Annotated in this window: 18 protein-coding genes; 10 read left to right on the forward strand and 8 right to left on the reverse strand. The window is 34.2% G+C overall.

Annotated features, from left to right (window positions below):
* Positions 1–18: 18 nt before the first annotated feature.
* From EJA19_RS03405 to EJA19_RS03415, 3 genes are all read left to right on the forward strand, one after another.
* Entirely contained in the window at positions 19–1419 is a 1401-nt protein-coding gene (locus EJA19_RS03405) for a peptide MFS transporter (protein ID WP_125466930.1), read from the forward strand.
* 18 nt (positions 1420–1437) lie between these two features.
* Entirely contained in the window at positions 1438–3213 is a 1776-nt protein-coding gene (locus EJA19_RS03410; RefSeq protein WP_125466931.1) for a peptide MFS transporter, read from the forward strand.
* 86 nt (positions 3214–3299) lie between these two features.
* Positions 3300–3848, forward strand: a complete 549-nt coding sequence (locus EJA19_RS03415) for a thioredoxin family protein (protein WP_125466932.1) — start codon at positions 3300–3302, stop codon at positions 3846–3848.
* A 7-nt stretch (positions 3849–3855) separates the two neighbouring features.
* Here the strand turns inward: EJA19_RS03415 and EJA19_RS03420 are convergent, their stop codons facing one another.
* Genes EJA19_RS03420 through surE form a run of 5 tightly spaced genes read right to left on the reverse strand, consistent with a single transcriptional unit; the run spans position 3856 to position 8682 of the window.
* A complete protein-coding gene (locus EJA19_RS03420; RefSeq protein ID WP_125466933.1) occupies positions 3856–5904 on the reverse strand; it encodes a ComEC/Rec2 family competence protein in 2049 nt (682 codons plus the stop codon).
* Between the two features lie 36 nt (positions 5905–5940).
* A complete protein-coding gene (locus EJA19_RS03425; RefSeq protein WP_125466934.1) occupies positions 5941–6498 on the reverse strand; it encodes a C40 family peptidase in 558 nt (185 codons plus the stop codon).
* A 3-nt stretch (positions 6499–6501) separates the two neighbouring features.
* Positions 6502–7617 carry a lipid-A-disaccharide synthase gene (gene lpxB / locus EJA19_RS03430; RefSeq protein WP_125466935.1) on the reverse strand — a complete coding sequence of 372 codons (1116 nt, stop codon included), beginning with the start codon at positions 7615–7617 and terminating at the stop codon, positions 6502–6504.
* A gap of 11 nt (positions 7618–7628) precedes the next feature.
* Positions 7629–7913, reverse strand: a complete 285-nt coding sequence (locus EJA19_RS03435) for a hypothetical protein (RefSeq protein ID WP_125466936.1) — start codon at positions 7911–7913, stop codon at positions 7629–7631.
* Positions 7906–8682 (reverse strand): 5'/3'-nucleotidase SurE, encoded by a 777-nt coding sequence (gene surE / locus EJA19_RS03440; RefSeq protein WP_125466937.1) that lies wholly within the window; start codon positions 8680–8682, stop codon positions 7906–7908. The genes EJA19_RS03435 and surE overlap by 8 nt, the downstream gene beginning before the upstream one ends.
* A gap of 202 nt (positions 8683–8884) precedes the next feature.
* Here surE and EJA19_RS03445 point away from each other — a divergent pair, with 202 nt between their 5' ends.
* Complete coding sequence (locus EJA19_RS03445) at positions 8885–11029, forward strand: carboxy terminal-processing peptidase (protein ID WP_125466938.1); 2145 nt, start codon at positions 8885–8887, stop codon at positions 11027–11029.
* Between the two features lie 7 nt (positions 11030–11036).
* Positions 11037–12122, forward strand: a complete 1086-nt coding sequence (locus EJA19_RS03450; RefSeq protein WP_125466939.1) for an ABC transporter permease — start codon at positions 11037–11039, stop codon at positions 12120–12122.
* A gap of 9 nt (positions 12123–12131) precedes the next feature.
* On the opposite strand, the gene EJA19_RS03455 is transcribed toward EJA19_RS03450, so the two are convergent.
* From EJA19_RS03455 to EJA19_RS03465, 3 genes are read right to left on the reverse strand one after another with little or no spacing between them, the layout of a single operon-like run.
* The gene (locus tag EJA19_RS03455) at positions 12132–12812 is read right to left on the reverse strand and encodes a hypothetical protein (RefSeq protein ID WP_125466940.1); all 681 of its coding nucleotides are present in this window, start codon (positions 12810–12812) and stop codon (positions 12132–12134) included.
* Complete coding sequence (yihA, locus tag EJA19_RS03460; RefSeq protein WP_125466941.1) at positions 12812–13411, reverse strand: ribosome biogenesis GTP-binding protein YihA/YsxC; 600 nt, start codon at positions 13409–13411, stop codon at positions 12812–12814. Before yihA ends, EJA19_RS03455 begins: the two co-directional genes overlap by 1 nt.
* A gap of 10 nt (positions 13412–13421) precedes the next feature.
* Complete coding sequence (locus tag EJA19_RS03465) at positions 13422–14186, reverse strand: alpha/beta fold hydrolase (protein WP_125466942.1); 765 nt, start codon at positions 14184–14186, stop codon at positions 13422–13424.
* Positions 14187–14472: 286 nt separating this feature from the next.
* Between EJA19_RS03465 and mraZ the strand changes: the two genes are divergently transcribed.
* The 5 genes from mraZ to EJA19_RS03490 are packed head-to-tail and all read left to right on the forward strand — an operon-like array spanning position 14473 to position 19624.
* The gene (gene mraZ, locus EJA19_RS03470) at positions 14473–14940 is read left to right on the forward strand and encodes a division/cell wall cluster transcriptional repressor MraZ (RefSeq protein ID WP_125466943.1); all 468 of its coding nucleotides are present in this window, start codon (positions 14473–14475) and stop codon (positions 14938–14940) included.
* The gene (gene rsmH, locus EJA19_RS03475; RefSeq protein ID WP_125467136.1) at positions 14927–15838 is read left to right on the forward strand and encodes a 16S rRNA (cytosine(1402)-N(4))-methyltransferase RsmH; all 912 of its coding nucleotides are present in this window, start codon (positions 14927–14929) and stop codon (positions 15836–15838) included. Before mraZ ends, rsmH begins: the two co-directional genes overlap by 14 nt.
* Positions 15828–16145 (forward strand): FtsL-like putative cell division protein, encoded by a 318-nt coding sequence (locus tag EJA19_RS03480; protein ID WP_125466944.1) that lies wholly within the window; start codon positions 15828–15830, stop codon positions 16143–16145. The genes rsmH and EJA19_RS03480 overlap by 11 nt, the downstream gene beginning before the upstream one ends.
* 60 nt (positions 16146–16205) lie before the next feature.
* Complete coding sequence (locus EJA19_RS03485) at positions 16206–18161, forward strand: penicillin-binding protein (RefSeq protein WP_125467137.1); 1956 nt, start codon at positions 16206–16208, stop codon at positions 18159–18161.
* The gene (locus EJA19_RS03490; protein WP_125466945.1) at positions 18158–19624 is read left to right on the forward strand and encodes a UDP-N-acetylmuramoyl-L-alanyl-D-glutamate--2,6-diaminopimelate ligase; all 1467 of its coding nucleotides are present in this window, start codon (positions 18158–18160) and stop codon (positions 19622–19624) included. The genes EJA19_RS03485 and EJA19_RS03490 overlap by 4 nt, the downstream gene beginning before the upstream one ends.

Genomic DNA, 19624 nt, shown 5'->3' on the forward strand with positions numbered 1-19624 from the left:
TAACTAATACAACTATATATGTCAAATCAAGCAAGTATAATGAAACAAAAAGAACTATTCGGACACCCAGTAGGATTGTACGTTTTGTTTTTTACAGAAATGTGGGAGCGTTTTTCTTACTACGGAATGCGTGCTATTTTAGTACTTTACTTAGTAGCTCAAACAACCGATGAAAATGCTGGTTTAGGATGGACCAATGCTGAAGCCCTAGCGCTTTATGGGTGGTACACCATGCTAGTTTATGTGGCTTCTATCCCTGGTGGATGGATTGCTGATAAATTATTAGGACAGAAAAAATCGGTGTTATATGGAGGAATCCTATTAGTAGCAGGTCATAGTGTTTTGGCTATCGAAGAAATGTGGGCGTTCTATACAGGACTTGGGTTAATTATTGCTGGAGTTGGTATGTTAAAACCAAACATTTCTACTATGGTTGGTGGTTTATACAAAAAAGGAGACATTAGACGAGATAAAGGGTTTACCATTTTTTACATAGGAATTAATGTAGGGGCATTTTTGTCTAGTTTAATAGTTGGTTATGTTGGTGAAGTTCATGGTTGGCATTATGGCTTTGGGCTAGCAGGTATTGGAATGGCTTTAGGTTTATTGCAATATGTCTTAGGACAAAAACATTTAAAGTATGTAGGTAATTTTATAGGAACTTCTGAAAATGCAGAAGATAAAGAAGCCATGAATAGACCATTAACCAAAGTAGAAAAAGATAGAATAGTCGTATTGCTTATCTCTTTTTTATTGGTAATTGTGTTTTGGGGCGCTTTTGAACAAGCAGGTGGTCTTATGAATATTTATGCCATGGATAATACCAACAGAATGTTGATGGGATGGGAAGTTCCAGCATCTTGGTTTCAATCTTTAAATGCCATGTTTATTATTTTTCTTGGAACTACCGTAGCAGGGTTTTGGGCAAAAAGAAAGTTGGAAGGAAAAGTAGCAACATCATTATTTAAAATGATTATTGGTTTAATTATTATGGGAACAGGCTTTTTCTTTATGTCAGCAGCGTCTGCTCAATTAGAAAGTACAGGAGCCTCTGCCATGTATTGGTTGGTGCTAGCTTATTTATTTCATACTGTAGGAGAGCTATGTATATCACCAGTAGCATTGTCTTACATAACCAAATTAGCGCCTTTAAAATACGCCTCTTTAATGATGGGTGTATTTTTTGCAATGACAGGACTTGGTAACAAATTAGCTGGATTATTAGGTGAATCAGCATCAAAATTTGGTGAATTTACCATATTTACAGGTATTGCAGTATTTTGTATTGCTTTTGGAGCAATAGTAATGCTGTTTAGAAAAAAACTAGAAGTCTTAACCCATGGTGTTGAAGATGATGAAAGAGATATGAATGATGAACTTCCAGAAGGGTACGAACTAGCCGACGAAAAAATTAACTAACATTATCTTATACTGATTATGACAACAGACGCAGAAAATTTATTTAAAGATAAAGTCTTAGGTCACCCAGCAGGCCTTTTTGTATTGTTTTTTACCGAAATGTGGGAACGTTTTTCGTTTTACGGTATGCGTGTACTTTTGGTAAACTTTTTAACTTTTGCGATAATTGGCGATAACCCTGGTTGGGGCTGGTCGGCAGAAAATGCAGGGGCACTTTTTGGTACTTATGCTATGCTTTTATATATCACACCAATTGTAGGTGGGATAATAGCTGATAAACTTACAGGGTACCGTTGGGCAGTAGTTATAGGAGCGTTAATTATGACCCTTGGTCATGCGTCTATGGCTCTAGAAACAGAACTTTCACTATACTTAGGATTGGGCTTATTGGTTATAGGAACAGGCTTTTTTAAACCTAATATTACCTCTATTATTTCCGAAATGTATAAGAAACATCCAGAAAAGAAAGATGGCGCTTATACTATTTTTTACATGGGAGTAAATGCGGGAGCTTTCTTTGGGATGATGCTTTGCGGATATTTAGCCGAAAAAATAGGCTGGTCTTATGGATTTGGTCTAGCAGGTATTTTTATGTTATTAGGAACACTTCAGTTTTATTTTTCAAAAAACTTATTTGGAAAAATAGGTGTTAAACCTACTAAAGTTCACGAGGTTGAAGATGTTCAAGATGCCGATAATTCTATAGCTGAAATAGATGAGGAAGAAGAAGTTGAAAAACCAAACCCGTTTACAACACTAGATAAAATTTTAATTGTTATATGCTCGATAATTGGCTTGGGCTATGCAATAAACGACCCCATGTCTAAAATTGCAGGTATAGATATGTTTTCTGCACTAGAGATAGGTGGTTTCGAGGGGCAATACACAGCCGTTTTATTAGCGTTAGCTTTATTCCTGTTTTTAGTTATAGGGCGTATTTTAAGATACTCAGCAGTAGTAAGAGATCGTATGATTGCCTTTATTGTTTTTGCTTTTTTTACAGTATTTTTCTGGTTGTCATTTGAGCAAGGGGCGTCATCTTTAGTGTTATTTGCTAGAGATAATGTCGATAGAGTATTAGAAGGAAATTCTGCTATGATATTTAATATTGTAAATGCTTTACTTACTGTAATTCCTTTACTCATTATAACATATGTGTTATACGATTTATGGAAAAAAACATTCCGAAAAATACCGTACTCCAACATTGTTTTAGTTATTTGTTTCTTATTTATGTGGGGAATTGTGGCATGGATGTTACAAAGAGAGTTTACAGCCGAAGTTTCTGAGATTACAGTATCTTGGTTTAGTATATTAAACTCGTTCTTTATTATTGTGTTTGCATCATTATTTTCTAAATGGTTTGAAAGTAAATACAATCCTTCGGCAGCATCAAAATATGCGCTTGGACTTATTATTATGGCAATAGGTTTTGGATTATTAGCTTTTGGTTCTTACGGTATTGAGGCTGGTGTGAAAGTAAGCATGATCTGGCTAATTTTAGCATATTTATTCCATACTCTTGGGGAATTATGTTTATCGCCTGTAGGACTATCTTACGTGAGTAAATTAGTGCCAGCAAGAATGATAGCCTTAATGTTTGGTATGTGGTATTTGGCCATTGCTATTGGAAATAAATTAGCTGCCGTATTAGGTGGGCAAATTGAAAACATTACAAAAGAGTATAGTCTTTCTACATTCTTCTTAATTTTTACCATTGTACCACTTGTAGCAGGATTACTTGTGTGGGCTTTAAATCCCGTGATGAAAAAATTAATGCATGGTGTACGTTAGACCATAAAATCGTTAAAAAATAATAAAATGCTCCTTGCTTGGGGCATTTTTTGTAAGTTAGGAACAACTTTTGTAACAAATAAACTATGAGAACACATATTACAACCTTAGTTATTTTACTATTACTTGTCGGAAATATTTCGGCGCAAGAAATTAATTGGGTGTCTTTAGAAGAGGCAGTTGAACTTCAAAAGAAAAATCCCAAAAAAATCATTTTAGATGCTTATACCAAATGGTGTGGTCCATGTAAAATGTTAGATAGAAACACCTTTAGTAACAAAGATGTCGCTGCGTATATTAATAAGCATTATTACGCTGTCAAGTTTAATGCCGAAGGAAATGAAGAAATCAATTTTAAGGGTAATACGTTTACAAACCCAAATTACGATCCAGCAAAAGCCAATAAACGTAATTCGCCACATCAATTATCAAGATATTTTAGTATTAGGTCTTATCCAACATTGGTGTTTCTTGATGAAAAGGCCGATTTGTTAGCGCCTATTATTGGTTATAAAAAACCACAACAGTTAGAACTTTATTTAAAATTATTTAAAGACGATAAACATACTGAGATGGATACGCAAGAAAAATTTAATGCGTATTTTAAAGCCTTTAAACCCGAATTTAGCAATTAATTCAAGATTAATAATTTATAATAAAAGCTCCTTTTTCATAGGTATAATGGAAAGGGAGTTTTTGTTTTTTACAGGTTGTTTTCCAGCGGGCTACATACGATTTGTAATTACTACCATCAGCAATTATAAGTTTAGGCTTAACCGAGTCAATTAAACGTGTTAAATTTATTTTAGGGGAGTTTCTAAGTAAAATAATATCAGGAGTCATCTTCTTTATGTTATAAACACCTAAACTATCAACAACTAATATTAGATTATTATTTGCTTGATAAATAGGGCTTATAGAATCATATCTAGTTTCAGAAATATATGTGCCAACTTTATAGTTTTTAATAAGTTTTTGGGTTTTTAAGTCTTCTAACTTTAGGTTGTGATTAATAGTTAGTAAGTCATTCGACTTTTCACCAATTATACTATACTTACTTTTATGAAACACGATAAATTCGCGAGTGTTTGTCTCATGTTTTTTATATAGGAAGGTAAGTTGTAATACCAGAATACTGATTAAAAATATAATCACATGTTTAGACTTGTTTTTCGAGGTGATTAAAAAATAAAGAGCCATAATGACTAAATAGGTGGTTGCAACCTGAGAAAAATCAAAAGAAATATTATCAAAAAAGAATTCTTCTTGATGCGATACCCAAGCTACTAACTTATTTATATTGGTGATAAGCCAACTGTATATGTCAGGTAATAGCGGAATATTTATATTTACTAAAGCCAAAAATATAATTAAAATACCAAGTGCTAGAATACATCCTAAAAACGGAATAATTACAATGTTTGAAATAAAAAACAGGCCTGGAAACTGATGAAAATTAAACAAAGCAATTGGCGCCACACCAAGTTGTGCGGCAAAAGACACGGTAATAACATTCCATAGGAGTTTATCTAATGCCCATTTGGGTGTGTAGAGTTTATAAAAAACAGGTTGAAATGCTACAATAGCAATAACAGCAAGGTAACTTAATTGAAAACCAACATCAAATAAAAACAACGGTTTTACCAAGAGTAAAATAAAAGCTGAAATGGCTAAAATATTGTAAATGTTTGTTGGCTTTTTTAAGTTTATAGAAATAGCCACAGCCGTAAACATTGTAACAGCCCTAACAACAGAGGCCGATAATCCTGCAATAATAGCAAAGCTCCATAGACACAATAAAATAACTATTATTTTAATAAAATTCCCTTGTTTTAAATACTCTAATGGGCGTAATAAGAAATTTAAAATAAGTAGTACAATACCAACATGTAATCCAGAAACAGCTAAAATATGAACCGCGCCAGCATGGGTGTAATTTGTGTAAATGTCTTTACTTATGTTTTGCCGTTGTCCAAGTAAAAGGGCGTTGGTTATAGCAAGAACATCATCATTAAAAGCATAGACTTTAAGCTTTTGGTTTATGTGTTTTCTTATCTTAAATGCTATGCCATAAATAGAGGTTTCTTGTAAAGTATCTAACTTTAAAAGATGCTCTTTTTGACTAAATAATTGATGGTAGATATACGATTTTTCTAAATAATCTTTATAATTAAATTGAAACGGGTTGCGCGGCGCATTAACCTGTTTTAAAGGTTCTCTACTAGCGTAAACCGCATCAACATTTAAGGGGGTGTTTTGTAAGCTGTCTTTTTCAACGTTAAGTAACAATTTTCCAATAACCGATTGGCTATTAATTGAAAGTACCTCGACTATATATTTATCGTAATACGTCCCAGGCTTAAGGACTTCTCTTATTTTAAATGTTATTGTTGAGGCCTTAGTGTTATTGGTATTTGTAAAATGAGTATAATGATTTTGCGATATTTTTTCATTATGAAAATTTACCGTAGCAACTCCAAGGAAGAATGTTGTTGTGTAGGTAACTATACCAAACCAAATGTTTGTGCTGAGAATTTTTTTGCTAAAAAAATATAGTAAAGAAAAAATAGCGAAACTTAGACCAAGTGATAGGTAAACTACATAATTAGAGATGCTTAAAAAAACACCTGTAGTAATACCTAAAATTAATACAAGAAGTAATTTTATAATAACAAAGTCTAGTAACTTCATGCTTTAAGTTACTAAAAATAAGATTAAAAGGTGTTTTTATAAGACACGTCTTGCTTGTACAAAAGCAAAATACCAATATTTTTCAGAAAGTTTAGAGGTAATAACACCACGACTAGTCGTAGAGTGAATAAATTCTACATAACCTGGTCGCGTATTTGTTACAATACCTACGTGGTTAACTTTACGACTATTTTTTTTTGTCGCAAAAAAGAGTAAATCGCCTTTCTGTACGTTTTTTAAGTCAATCCAATCGCCGTGAGTAGACAAACTGGAAGTCGTTCTAGGTAATAGAATGTCTTCACTTTTAAAAGCAGTAGTAACTAACCCAGAGCAGTCCATACCACGTTTTGTGTTGCCACCATATTTATACCTAACACCGTGGTAAGTTTCGGCTTCAGCTATAATATTATTTATGGTTGTATTAGCGTGAGTTGAGCTTGAATATGTTTTAGAAGAAACAGTAGTTGGCTCAGAAGAACTATTTTTAGTGGTTGTTTGTTTGCTTTTTTTGGTAACTACTTTCGTGCCTTTTGTTGACTTACATGAAACTAATGTGAGTACCGCAATACATAACAAGTAAAATGTTTTTTTCATGAATTAAGAAATCTTTTCGTAGATAAGTTGAGCTGTTTTTTTGCTAGCACCTTTTCCGCCCAATTTTTTCTCAAGTTCATAATAGTTTATAAAAAACTTGGTGCGTTCGTAGTTGTCTAAAATGAGATCGAGTTCAGCCTTTAATCGTTTTTTATTGAAGTCGTTTTGAATTAACTCAGTAACCACTTCTTTGTCCATAATTAGGTTAACTAAAGAAATATATTTTATGTGCTTGACCAGTCGTTTTCCAATTTGGTATGAAATCCAACTACCTTTATAGCAAACAACTTCGGGAACTTTAAACAAAGCCGTTTCTAAAGTAGCCGTTCCAGAGGTTACCAAAGCAGCTGTAGAAACGCTTAACAAATCGTATGTTCTGTTAGAAACAAAGTGTACATTAGATTTTTTAAGAAATGGTTTATAAAACTCGTAGTCTTGACTTGGAGCTCCAGCAATAACAAATTGATAGTTTGGATAGTCGTTACTAACGGCAAGCATAACCGAGAGCATTTTTTTAATTTCTTGTTTTCGGCTTCCCGGTAGTAAGGCAATTATAGGTTTTTCGTTTAACTCGTGTTCGGCACGAAAATCGTATTCATCAATTTGAGTTCTATTGGAAATGGCGTCTATTAACGGGTGTCCAACAAAATGAACAGGAAAGCCATGTTTTGTCTCGTAAAAGTCTTTTTCAAACGGAAGAATAACATACATTTCATCAATATCTCTTTTAATGGCTTTAATTCTGTTTTCTTTCCAAGCCCATATTTGAGGAGAAATGTAATAGTGTGTTTTGTAGCCTAGAGCTTTAGCCCATTTGGCAATACGAAGATTAAATCCTGGGTAGTCTATAAAAATAATAACATCTGGATGATATGCTTCAATATCTTTTTTACAGAACGACAGATTTTTGGTTATGGTTCTTAGGTTCATAATAACTTCCACAAACCCCATAAATGCTAAATCTTTATAATGTTTGATTAAGTTACCGCTTACATTTTGCATTAAGTCGCCGCCCCAAAACCTAAACTCGGCATTAACATCTTGTTTAAGTAATGCTTTCATTAGGTTGGAACCATGTAAATCTCCCGAAGCTTCGCCTGCAATAATGTAGTACTTCATTATTTAAATACTTATAAGAATTTAATGATAAATGTTAAAACAGCTGCAAAAAGGGTAGCTAATAAAACACCTCTTGCTCGGTATTCTTGTTTCTTTTTTAAAAATATAAAAAAAGCTAATAGATTTAAAACAGCACCAAAACTTATTAATTGACTAATCGAGCCATGAGAAATAGCGGCGTTTAGTGTTTCCCAAAACGGACGGTTGCTATTATAAAATAATGTAGCCATAAATAAGCCAATTATATTGGCAATTAAGCCAACTACAAATCCAATAATAATATCTTTTTTATTCATTAAAATTCCACGAGTTTAAAGTTTGAATAGTATGATGTGCAGTTAAATCAAATTGCACAGGAACAATAGAAACATAATTGTTGTTTAAAGCCCATTCATCGGTATCTTCTCCTTTGTCAAGGTTAACAAATTTTCCAGTTAGCCAGTAATAGTCTTTACCAAGAGGTGTTTGGCGTTTATCAAATTCCTCAACCCAATTGGCTTTGGCTTGTCTGCACACTTTTATGCCTTTAATAGCATTTAAAGGGGTGTTAGGAATGTTAACGTTTAGTACAGTATTTTTAGGAATGCCTTCTTTTAGCGCTTTTTTCACAATCTTAGTGGCAAAATGTTTAGCAGCTTCAAAATTAGCATTGTAATTGTAGTCGCATAACGAAAATCCAATAGCAGGAATGCCTTCTATGCCAGCTTCTAATGCGGCGCTCATGGTGCCAGAGTAAATAACGTTGATAGAAGAGTTTGAGCCGTGATTTATGCCAGAAACACAAATGTCAGGTTTCTGTTTTAAAATTTCTCTAACAGCAAGTTTTACACAATCGGCTGGCGTACCAGAACAACTATACTCTGTTTGCGAGTCATCATCTATAGTAACACGCTCTAAATGTAAGGTAGAATTTACCGTAATGGCGTGCCCCATACCGCTTTGTGGACTGTCGGGTGCAACAACAACAACCTCGCCTATGGTTTTCATAGCAGTAATTAATGTACGAATTCCAGGAGCTGTTATACCGTCATCATTTGTAACTAAAATAAGAGGTTTTTTGGGCATTTTAAAGGCATTTTTTCATTAAGCTAAAATACATAAAATCTATTGTAAACTATGATTTTATCTTGTTTAACAAAAAATTAGTGTCAATAGGTTTCATTGGCATGGTTTTTTCTTTAATTTAGTAATCTTATAAACTTAATTTAATATAAGTTTTCTGGCCTTTTTATTAAGCCAAATAAGTATAATAATGATGATAAGACTTATGAAAAGAAATTATAAAATTTTGATGTTGGTGCTGTTATTAGCATTTGCATCGTGTAGCTTTACGTCTAAAACTTTTGATAATCCTGATAAAGACAAGTTATTAGTACAGGTTATTACTTATGTTCTAGAACGCGGACATTTCGATCCTAAAGAATTAAACGATAGTTTTTCTGAAGCGGTTTACCAAGATTATTTAGATCAGATAGACCCATTAAAACGTTATTTTCTAAAATCTGATATTAAGGAATTTGAAGCCTATAAATATCAGCTTGACGATCAATTAAAACAATTTGACATTTCGTTCTTTAACTTAACTAACGAACGATTAATGAAACGTATTGATGAAGCTAAAGACATTTATAAAGAAGTTTTAGAGAAGCCTTTTGATTATTCGGTAGATGAAGCCTATAGTTCTGATTACGAAAATCAAGATTATGCAAAAAATAGCCGTCAGTTAAAAGAGCGTTGGAGAAAGCAACTTAAATTTAGCAACTTAGCTAATTACGATGCTTTAATGCAAGAACAGGAAAACTTAAAAGAAAATAAACCTGATGCTTCTGAAAAAGGAGCGAAAAAAACATTAGCACAGATAGAGCAAGAAGCTAGAGAGGAAACCTTAGAGTCTATCGATTTGTATTTTAATGATTATATCGACGATTTACAACGAAAAGATTGGTTTGCTATGTATGTGAATTCAATCGTTGAAGAGTTCGATCCACATACCTTTTATTTTGCTCCAGAAGATAAAGATCGTTTCGATCAGCAAATGTCTGGAAAATTGGAAGGTATAGGGGCGAGACTTCAAAAACGTATGGATAATACAAAAATAGTCGAGCTTATTTCTGGTGGTCCAGCATGGCGAGGAAAAGAATTGGAAGTAGGCGATGTTATTATGAAAGTACGCCAAGAAGATGAAGAGCAGCCAGTAAATATTGTTGGTATGCGATTAGACGACGCCATAAAATTAATTAAAGGCCCTAAAGGCACTAAAGTAATTTTAACAGTAAAAAAAGTAGATGGAACGGTGGAAGATATCACCATAACTAGAGATGTTGTAGAACTGGAAGAAACTTATGCCAAATCGTCTATAGTTAAGAAAAACGACAAAACATTTGCGGTAATTAATCTGCCCAAGTTTTATGTGGATTTTGAAAATTATAAAAATAGAAATGCTGCTTCTGATATTAAAAAAGAAATCGAACGTCTTAAAGAAGCAGGCATGGAAGGACTAGTTTTAGACTTAAGAAATAATGGTGGCGGGTCGTTGCAAACCGTTGTCGATATAGCTGGTTTGTTTATAAAAGACGGTCCAATTGTTCAAGTAAGATCTACAGGAGAACCTAAAGAGGTTTTAAAAGATAAAGACAAATCTATTATTTGGGATGGTCCTTTGGTTATTATGGTAAACGAGCTGTCAGCCTCGGCATCAGAAATTTTAGCAGCAGCCATGCAGGATTATAAAAGAGCTATTATTATAGGAAGCAAACAAACCTATGGTAAAGGAACGGTGCAAAATATTTTTGACTTAAACCGAATTGTTAAAAATAATAGAAATGGCGATTTAGGGGCGCTTAAACTAACCACACAAAAGTTTTATCGCGTAAGTGGCGGATCGACACAATTGGAAGGTGTTAAAAGCGATGTGGTTGTGCCAGATAGGTATTCTTACATAGATATAGGAGAGAAAGATCAGGAAAATCCATTACCATACGATAAAATTGCTTCTGTAGAGCATACCTATTGGGATAATTATTACGATTATGACCAAGCTATTAAAAACAGCGAACAACGTATGATTAATAACGAACAGCTAAAACTTATTAATGAAAACGCTTTATGGGTTAAAGAACGAATGGACGAAACGCATCATTCATTAAATTATAATGCTTATAAAGCCAAACTAGATGAAAACGAAAAAATTGCCGAACGTTTCGATAAACTTAACGATTACAAAACAAACTTAACGTTTGAGTCGTTACCCTACGAGCAAAATATGTTTTTAAATGACACCGTTTTAAAAGATAAACGCGATCGTTGGCATAAAAGCTTGAGTAAAGACGTATACATAGAAGAGGCCTTGAATGTTTTAGAAGACTTAAAGCTTTCCTACTCTATAAATAAAGTAGCTACGGTAAAGGACTAAGACTTTTATGAGTCGCGAATCAAATTCATTAACAGCATTAGCGCTCCAAAAATTCAAACGTAATTTTTGGGGCGTTTTTAGTTTTCTTTTTATAATCCTTATTGGGCTAATTTCAGTGTTTGCTTACGTAATTGCGCCAGATAATTCGGTAAGTGCAAACCAAATGCATCTTTCTATCCATTCAAAAAATCCTGGATTTAAAGTCGATATGCTAACTGTTCCATCGATAGTAAGCACCAACCAAAATGCTTTTGATAAATGGTTTTTTGGAGTGAAAAATTTAGATGAAGAAATTCCTATTTCATATCATAACATACAAAACGACACGCTTTTTTATAAAGAATACGTGTCTGGTGGATTAGAAGCTGAAGAAAAACACATCGTATTCTCTGATTTTGAAACAAAACCATATGTGACACAAAAACACTTTGTTTTTGGAACTGATAAATATGGAAGAGATATGCTAAGCCGTATTTTAGTGGGGGCAAGAATTTCTTTTTTTATAGGTTTTGTGGCCGTCTTTATTTCGTTAGTTGTGGGTATTTTATTAGGAAGCCTTGCTGGGTATTATGGCGGAAAAGTCGATGCTGTAATTATGTGGTTAATAAATGTAACCTGGTCCATACCAACATTGTTATTAGTAATTGCAATAACATTAGCATTAGGAAAAGGGTTTTGGCAAGTGTTTATAGCAGTTGGATTAACCATGTGGGTAGAAGTGGCTCGTGTGGTAAGAGGGCAAGTTATGAGTGCGAAAAATATGCAGTATATAACAGCTGCAAAAGCGTTAGGGTATAAAGATTTTAGAATTATATTTAAGCATATACTACCTAATATTATGGCGCCAGTAATTGTAATTTCAGCCGCTAATTTTGCAGCAGCCATTTTAATTGAAAGCGGATTGAGCTTTTTGGGTATTGGCGCACAACCACCAATGGCAAGTTGGGGCGCTATGATAAAAGATCACTATAACTATATTATTCTTGGGAAACCTTATTTAGCATTAATTCCTGGATTGTGTATTATGAGTTTGGTTATGGCGTTTATGCTTATAGGAAATGCATTGCGAGATGCTTTGGAAGTAAAAACTTAAAGAAAGTTACTATTCTTTTGTACTGCCAAAGAAAATACTCCAATTTTCTTTTTTTAAATGCTCAGCCATCCAGTCAGCTCTGTACTCTCCATTACGTATTAGCGTTTCTCCATTAGGTTTAATTAAAGCAAACGAACCGCATAATGTAGGGTTTGTGAAAAGTTTGTTCCTAAAATAGTTGTCTTTATCTGTATAAAAATATTCTTTTTTGAGTTTTGGGTTGTTGTTTAATATAATATCTTCTTCAAATAACACTATAAAAGTTATGTCTTGTCCTTTTAAGGTTCTAAGAATGGGGCTGAGAAACCTTTTTCTATCACTAATTTCTATTTTTGTCCATGTGTTATCTCGTTTAGAGGAACATAGGTCGTCTTTGTAGTAATATTCTAAAAGGATGATGGTGTTATTGTCGACTTTATTTTTAGTAAGAAACTCAAGTCTTGATTTAATATGTTGGTAATTAAAATGAGCTGTTTGATATAAATCCTTCTTAAGAGTAACGTAGCGTGTATTGTTTTTAATATAATCCCATCTACTTAGAAGTAAATTTTTATCTCTCCATTTATTTAGGAGTTCAGAGCGGCTAATCTCTTGGTCGTTTTCGTCTACATAAATACGTTTGTGTTTTTTTTGAGCATAAGAATAACCGTTGATTAATAAAAATGAAACAATAATAAAAGCAATTCTCACTATGTAATACTTTTATTAATATCCCCAATATAATTTAAAAGCTCATCTTTACCCATATCTTTTGTAGAGGAAGTTATAAAGTAGTTTGGCATCTCCTCCCAGTATTCTAACATGATGGTTCTGTAGTCGTTAATATGGTTTTCTATGGCTTTAGGTCTTAGTTTATCAGCCTTTGTGAAAATAATAGAAAACGGAATCATGTTTTCGCCTAGCCATTGCATGAATTCTAAATCGATTGGCTGAGGTTTATGTCTAATATCTACTAAAACAAAGGCGCTAACAAGTTGTTTGCGTTTTTCGAAATACTGTGTAATAAACTTTTGAAATGTTTTTTTAGTGCTCTTTGAAACTCGCGCATAGCCATAACCGGGTAAATCAACTAAATGCCAATTTTTATTAATTAAAAAGTGATTAATTAATTGTGTTTTTCCAGGTTTTCCAGAGGTTTTGGCAAGCTTTTTTCGCCCAGTAAGCATGTTTATTAACGAGGATTTACCAACGTTACTTCGTCCAATAAAAGCGTACTCTGGTAAATTAGTATTTGGACATTTACTGACCTCAGAATTACTTATAACAAACTCTGCTGTTTTAATTTCCATAGTTGCTTGTTTAAAACTGCTTTTCTGTAAGCCACTTTTCAAGGATACTATTAAATTCTTCCGGGTGTTCCATCATGGCAGCGTGACCACATTTATCAATCCAAAATAAATCAGAATCTGGTAAAAGCTCGTTAAATTCTTCGGCCACTTCTGGAGGTGTTACTGTGTCGTTTTTACCCCAAATAATACAGGTTGGTGTGTGCATATTTGGGAGGTCTTTAGACATGTTGTGTCTAATCGCACTTTTAGCAATGGCAAGTGTTTTTATTAATTTATTTCGGTCGTTAACCGTTTCGTAAACTTCGTCTACAATCTCTTTGGTGGCAACTTCAGGATCGTAAAACACATCTTGCGCTTTCTTTTTAATAACTTCATAATCGCTACGTTTTGTGTAGCCGCTTCCCATGGCGCTTTCATAAAGTCCCGAACTTCCAGTTATAACAAGAGCTTTAACCTTTTTGGGAAACATTTTTGTGTGATAAAGTCCTATGTGCCCGCCAAGAGAATTTCCTAATAAAATAACCTCGTCAAATCCCTTAAATTCAATAAAATCATGTAAATACTTGGCAAAGCTTTTTACATTAGTTTTTAATAAGGACATGGTGTATATAGGAAGCTCTGGAATAATAACTTTATACCCTTTTTGGCTAAAGTGTGAAGTGACAGAGTCGAAATTACTTAATCCGCCCATCAACCCATGAAGCACGATAATAGGTGTGCCTTCTCCGACTTCTATGTAGCTGTAATCTTTCTCTTTTTTTAGTCTGTGCGCCATTAATCAGTTAGTCTTTTCGTAAAAAACAAATATAGTCAAATCATTCAAAAAATCTACAATTATTGGTTTCGGTGTTTCTGCAATGCTGTTTAAAGCTGTTAATAAATTGTTTGGGGCGCTGTTTAATGTGTGTAAGCTGTTTGAAAATCAATGATTAAAGAAATTTTCATTGAGATAAAAACGACATATTCCTGCGGTTAATCGAAAAATTATCAACAAAGTGGTAAAATGTGGTAAAATGTGGTATATTTTTCGATATATTTGAATTTCAAAGATCGAACTGCTTTTGAACTCATTAATAGGAACATACGAATGTAAAGCTGATGCCAAAGGAAGGCTTATGCTTCCTGCTGCGCTAAAAAAGCAGTTGGCAGATGTGCTTCAAGATGGGTTTGTGTTAAAGCGAGCAGTGTTTCAGCCCTGCTTGGAACTATATCCAATGGCAGAGTGGGAATTGTTAATGCAGAAGGTGAATAAGTTAAATCGGTTCAAGAAAAAGAATAACGATTTTATTAGGCGATTTACAGCTGGTGTAAAGATAGTTGAGGTAGATAGCACAGGACGTTTGTTAATTCCTAAGGACTTAGTTGTCTTTGCGGGAATTTCAAAAAACACAGTAGTATCATCGGCGGTCAATATTCTTGAAATCTGGGATAAAGAGCGCTATGAAGCAGCAATTGATGATGCGGCAATGGATTTTGCCGATTTAGCCGAAGAAGTAATGGGTCAAGATGAAGAAGATGGAATATCATAATCCAGTATTGCTTAAAGAAACCGTCGATGGATTAAATATTCAAGAGGATGGTATTTATGTAGATGTGACTTTTGGTGGCGGTGGACATAGTAGAGAGATTTTAAAGCATTTGGGTGAGAAAGGGAAGTTGTTTGCTTTCGATCAAGATTTAGATGCGTTAAAAAACAAAATTGAGGACGATAGGTTTACGTTGATTAACGAGAACTTTAGGTACATGAATCGCTTTTTAAGGCTTTATGGAATAAAGAAAGTAGATGGTGTTTTAGCCGATTTTGGCGTCTCGTCACATCAATTCGATAAGCCAGAAAGAGGGTTTTCTACGCGATTTGATGCAGAGTTGGATATGCGAATGAATCAAAACGATAAGCTGTCGGCATTTCATGTGATTAATGAATATGAGGAGAAGCATTTGGCGTCGGTTTTAAAGCAATACGGAGAGTTGCGTCAAGCGCCAGCAATGGCAAGGAGTATTGTTCATTATAGAAAAGACCAAGATATAAAAACAGGAGAAAGTTTAAAGCAAGCATTAGCAAAGTTTTTGGGTCATAAAAAAGAAAATAAAGTGCTGGCTCAAATATACCAAGCAATTAGAATTGAGGTGAATCAAGAGCTTGAAGTTATTAAAGAGTTTTTAATTCAGGTGCCAGAATTGTTAAAACCTCATGGGCGTTTAAGTGTGATTTCGTATCACTCTCTAGAAGATCGTTTGGTGAAACGATTTATTAGAAACGGTATGTTTGAAGGTGAGCCAGAACGCGATATATATGGCAATTTTGAGGTGCCTTTAAAAAAAGTAGGGAAGTTAATTGTGCCTTCAAAAGAAGAAATTGCACAGAATAGTCGTGCAAGAAGTGCAAAGTTAAGAGTGGCAGAAAAGGTATCGTTAAATGAAAAGTAGACTTCATAACATATTAAAAGGGAAATTTTTGGTAAGTGAAGATGCTTTTAAAAACTGGCGTATGATTTTGTTTTTATCCTTGCTGGCTTTAGTCATGATAGCGAGTTCGCATAGCGCAGATAGGAAAGTGCACGACATAGCAAAACTTAAAGATGAAGTGAAAGAGCTGCACTCCATGTTTGTAGAAGGTAGAAGCGAGTTAATGCGGTTAAAAAAAGAGACCGTCGTAGAGTTAAAAATGAAAGAGAAAGGGATTTATATTTCAGAAATTCCACCAACAAAAATTATAGTTAAATCTAGTAAATAGTTCAACTTGGCAGTAAACGAGAAGAACATATTAAATCGGTTATATTTTATTGCAGGATGTATGTTCATCTTCGCACTACTAATTGTATTTAAATTACTAACAATTCAGTTGGTTCATGGTGATGAATACAAAAGTATGGCCGATGACCGTTTGGTGAAAAATGTGGTTATTCCAGCTAATAGAGGGAATATTTACTCGGTAGATGGTAATCTTTTAGCAACATCAATACCTAAATACGATATTCTTATCGATGCGGTAACATCAACTAATAAGCGGTTTGAGGAAAATATAAAAGGACTTTGCGATTCGCTTTCTGCATATTCTGGAAAATCATCAGCTTATTATCAGAAAAAACTACGACACGCTAGAGCGGTTAAAAACCGTTATTACCCGCTTGTAAGAAATGTGGGGTATTCCGATTATATGCGATTTAGAAGTTTTCCTTTATTGAACTTGGGGGCATTTAAAGGCGGATTAATAGTCGAACAAACCACCAAACGCGAATATCCAATGGGTGGTGTAGCACAAAGAACTATAGGTTACGAAAGAGTAGATGATAAAGGTAATATAACCAGACCTGGTCTTGATGGTGCTTTTGGAGCTAAATACCTAAGAGGCGTTGATGGTAAGCGTTTAAAGCAGCGTATAGGAAAAGGACAATGGAAACCTATTGTAGATTATAATCAAGTTGAGCCTAAAGATGGTTATGATGTTTATACCACCATTAGTAGTAATATACAAGACATTGCGCACCATTCTTTGTTACAACAATTAGAGTATTATAAAGCCGAGCATGGTTGTGTGGTTGTTATGGAGGTTAAAACAGGAGAGGTTAGAGCAATTTCTAATCTTGCTAGAACAGAAAATGGAAGTTATTACGAAAAACGAAACTATGCCGTTTGGGAATCACACGAACCAGGATCTACATTTAAAACCATGGCACTTATGGTGGCACTAGAAGATAAGGTGGTTGATACAGCTACAGTAATAGATACCAAAAAAGGGCGTAAGCAATTTTATCGAAGATATATTACAGATTCGAAACATGGTGGCTATGGTAAAATATCTGTTGCTAGAACTTTAGAGGTGTCTTCAAATATTGGAATGGCAACTTTTATAGATGATAATTACTCAAAAAATCCAGAAAAATTCTTATCCCGTTTAAGTTCTTGGGGGTTAGATAAACCTATAGGCTTGCCCATTATTGGAGAAGGGAAGCCAGTTATTCCAAAGCCAGGAGATAAACTGTGGAGTAAAAATGCATTGCCTTCTATGGCGTACGGATATAACCTGCGTTTAACGCCATTACAGACATTAACATTTTATAATGCTATTGCGAATGATGGTGTTATGGTGAAGCCTCGATTTATTAAAGAAGTGAAAGAACTTAATAGAGAGGTTGAAAAATTTGACAAGCAGGTGGTGAATAATAGAATATGCTCAGAGGAAACTCTGCATCAAATGCAAGATATTTTAAAACATGTAGTAGAAAGAGGAACCGGGAGATCATTGTATTCGCCGTATTTCTCCATGGCAGGAAAAACAGGAACTGCTAAGTCGGAATATTGGATGAAAGACTGGAGTGAAAATCCAAGGTATGTGTCCTCGTTTGCTGGGTATTTCCCTGCTGAAAATCCAAAATACTCGTGTATAGTTATTATACATAAACCAAGTGTTAAAAAGGGATATTATGGTGCAGATGTTTCTGGGCCAGTCTTTAAACGCATTGCGCAAAAAATATTTACCGAAACACCTATTGTAGATGAGATAGAAACTTTAACGGTTAAAAATGCACTAGCTGAAAAAAGCTATCAAAGTTATTTCGATACGGCGCAGACCTACAAAACCATTATGCCAAGTGTTGTAGGAATGCCTTTAATGGATGCTATTTCCTTATTAGAAAACATGGATGTTGATATAAAAGTTAGGGCTTCGGGAGAAGGGATTGTAGAGTCGCAATCTGTATCAAGAGGAACAAAATTAAAAGCAAATCAAACAGTTGTAATTAAAGCATGAAACACGCATTAAAAGACATATTATATAAGGTTGGTTTAAATGTCGTTTCAGGAAATACGCATCAAGATATTAATGGTATCCAGTTCGATTCAAGACTTGTAAGTAAAGGCGATGTGTTTGTGGCTATTAAAGGAAGTGCTGTTGATGGTCATGACTATATTGAAACCGCTATAAATAAAGGTGCTGTGGCCATTGTTTGCGAAAAGTTGCCTAGTGAGAAAGTAGAAAAGGTGACTTATGTTGAAGTGGATAATGCCTCTGTAGCTTTAGCGCAAATGGCGTCAAATTATTATGGGTCGCCATCCGAAAATTTAAAATTAGTAGGTGTTACTGGTACAAATGGTAAAACAACTATAGCGTCGTTGTTGTATCAATTGTTTAAAAACGCGGGTTATAAGGTTGGGTTGCTCTCTACTGTGAAAATTATGGTCGATGATAAAGCGTTTAAAGCAACACATACAACGCCAGATTCATTAACAATAAATAAATATTTAAAAATGATGAATGACGATGGTGTGGAATTTTGCTTCATGGAAGTGAGTTCGCATGGTATTCATCAAAATAGAACAAAAGGACTTGCTTTTTCTGGTGGGATTTTTACAAACCTATCGCATGATCATTTAGATTATCACGCATCATTTGCCGAGTATCGCGATGTAAAAAAACGCTTTTTCGACGAGTTGCCTAAAAACGCCTTTGCTTTAGTAAATACAGATGATAAGAATGGTGCAGTGATGCTTCAAAATACAAAGGCTAAAAAATACACTTACGCTTTAAAAGGTATGGCAGATTATAAAGCCATGATTCTAGAAAATCAGTTTAGCGGTCTCTTGCTTAAAGTGAATGAGAGTGAAGTTTGGACCAAGCTAATAGGAAGTTTTAATGCCTACAATGTTTTAGCTATTTATGGTGCGGCAGATTTGTTAGGGTTGGAAAAGGTTGAAATATTGCGTCTTATAAGTGAGTTAAACAGTGTGGCTGGAAGGTTTCAATATGTTATTTCCGAAGGAAAAATAACCGCTATTGTTGATTATGCCCATACACCAGATGCCTTAAAAAATGTGTTGGAAACCATAAACAGCATTCGTACAAAAAATGAAGAATTAATTACGGTTGTTGGTTGTGGCGGAAATAGAGATAAAACAAAGCGCCCTAAAATGGGAAACATCGCGTCGTTGTTAAGTACAAAAGTCATTTTCACTAGCGACAATCCAAGACATGAAGATCCAGATGAGATTATAAAGGATGTTGAAAAAGGTGTATCGCCAGATAATGTCAAGAAAACACTGTCTATAACCAATAGAAAACAGGCGATTAAAACGGCTTGTCAAATGGCAAATGCTAACGATATTATTTTAATAGCGGGCAAAGGCCATGAAACTTATCAAGAGATAAAAGGCGAACGCTTCGATTTTGATGATTTTAAAATAGTAAAAGAATTTTTAAAGCAATTACAAAAGTAA

Source organism: Mangrovimonas spongiae, assembly GCF_003944795.1.
Classification (GTDB): domain Bacteria; phylum Bacteroidota; class Bacteroidia; order Flavobacteriales; family Flavobacteriaceae; genus Mangrovimonas; species Mangrovimonas spongiae.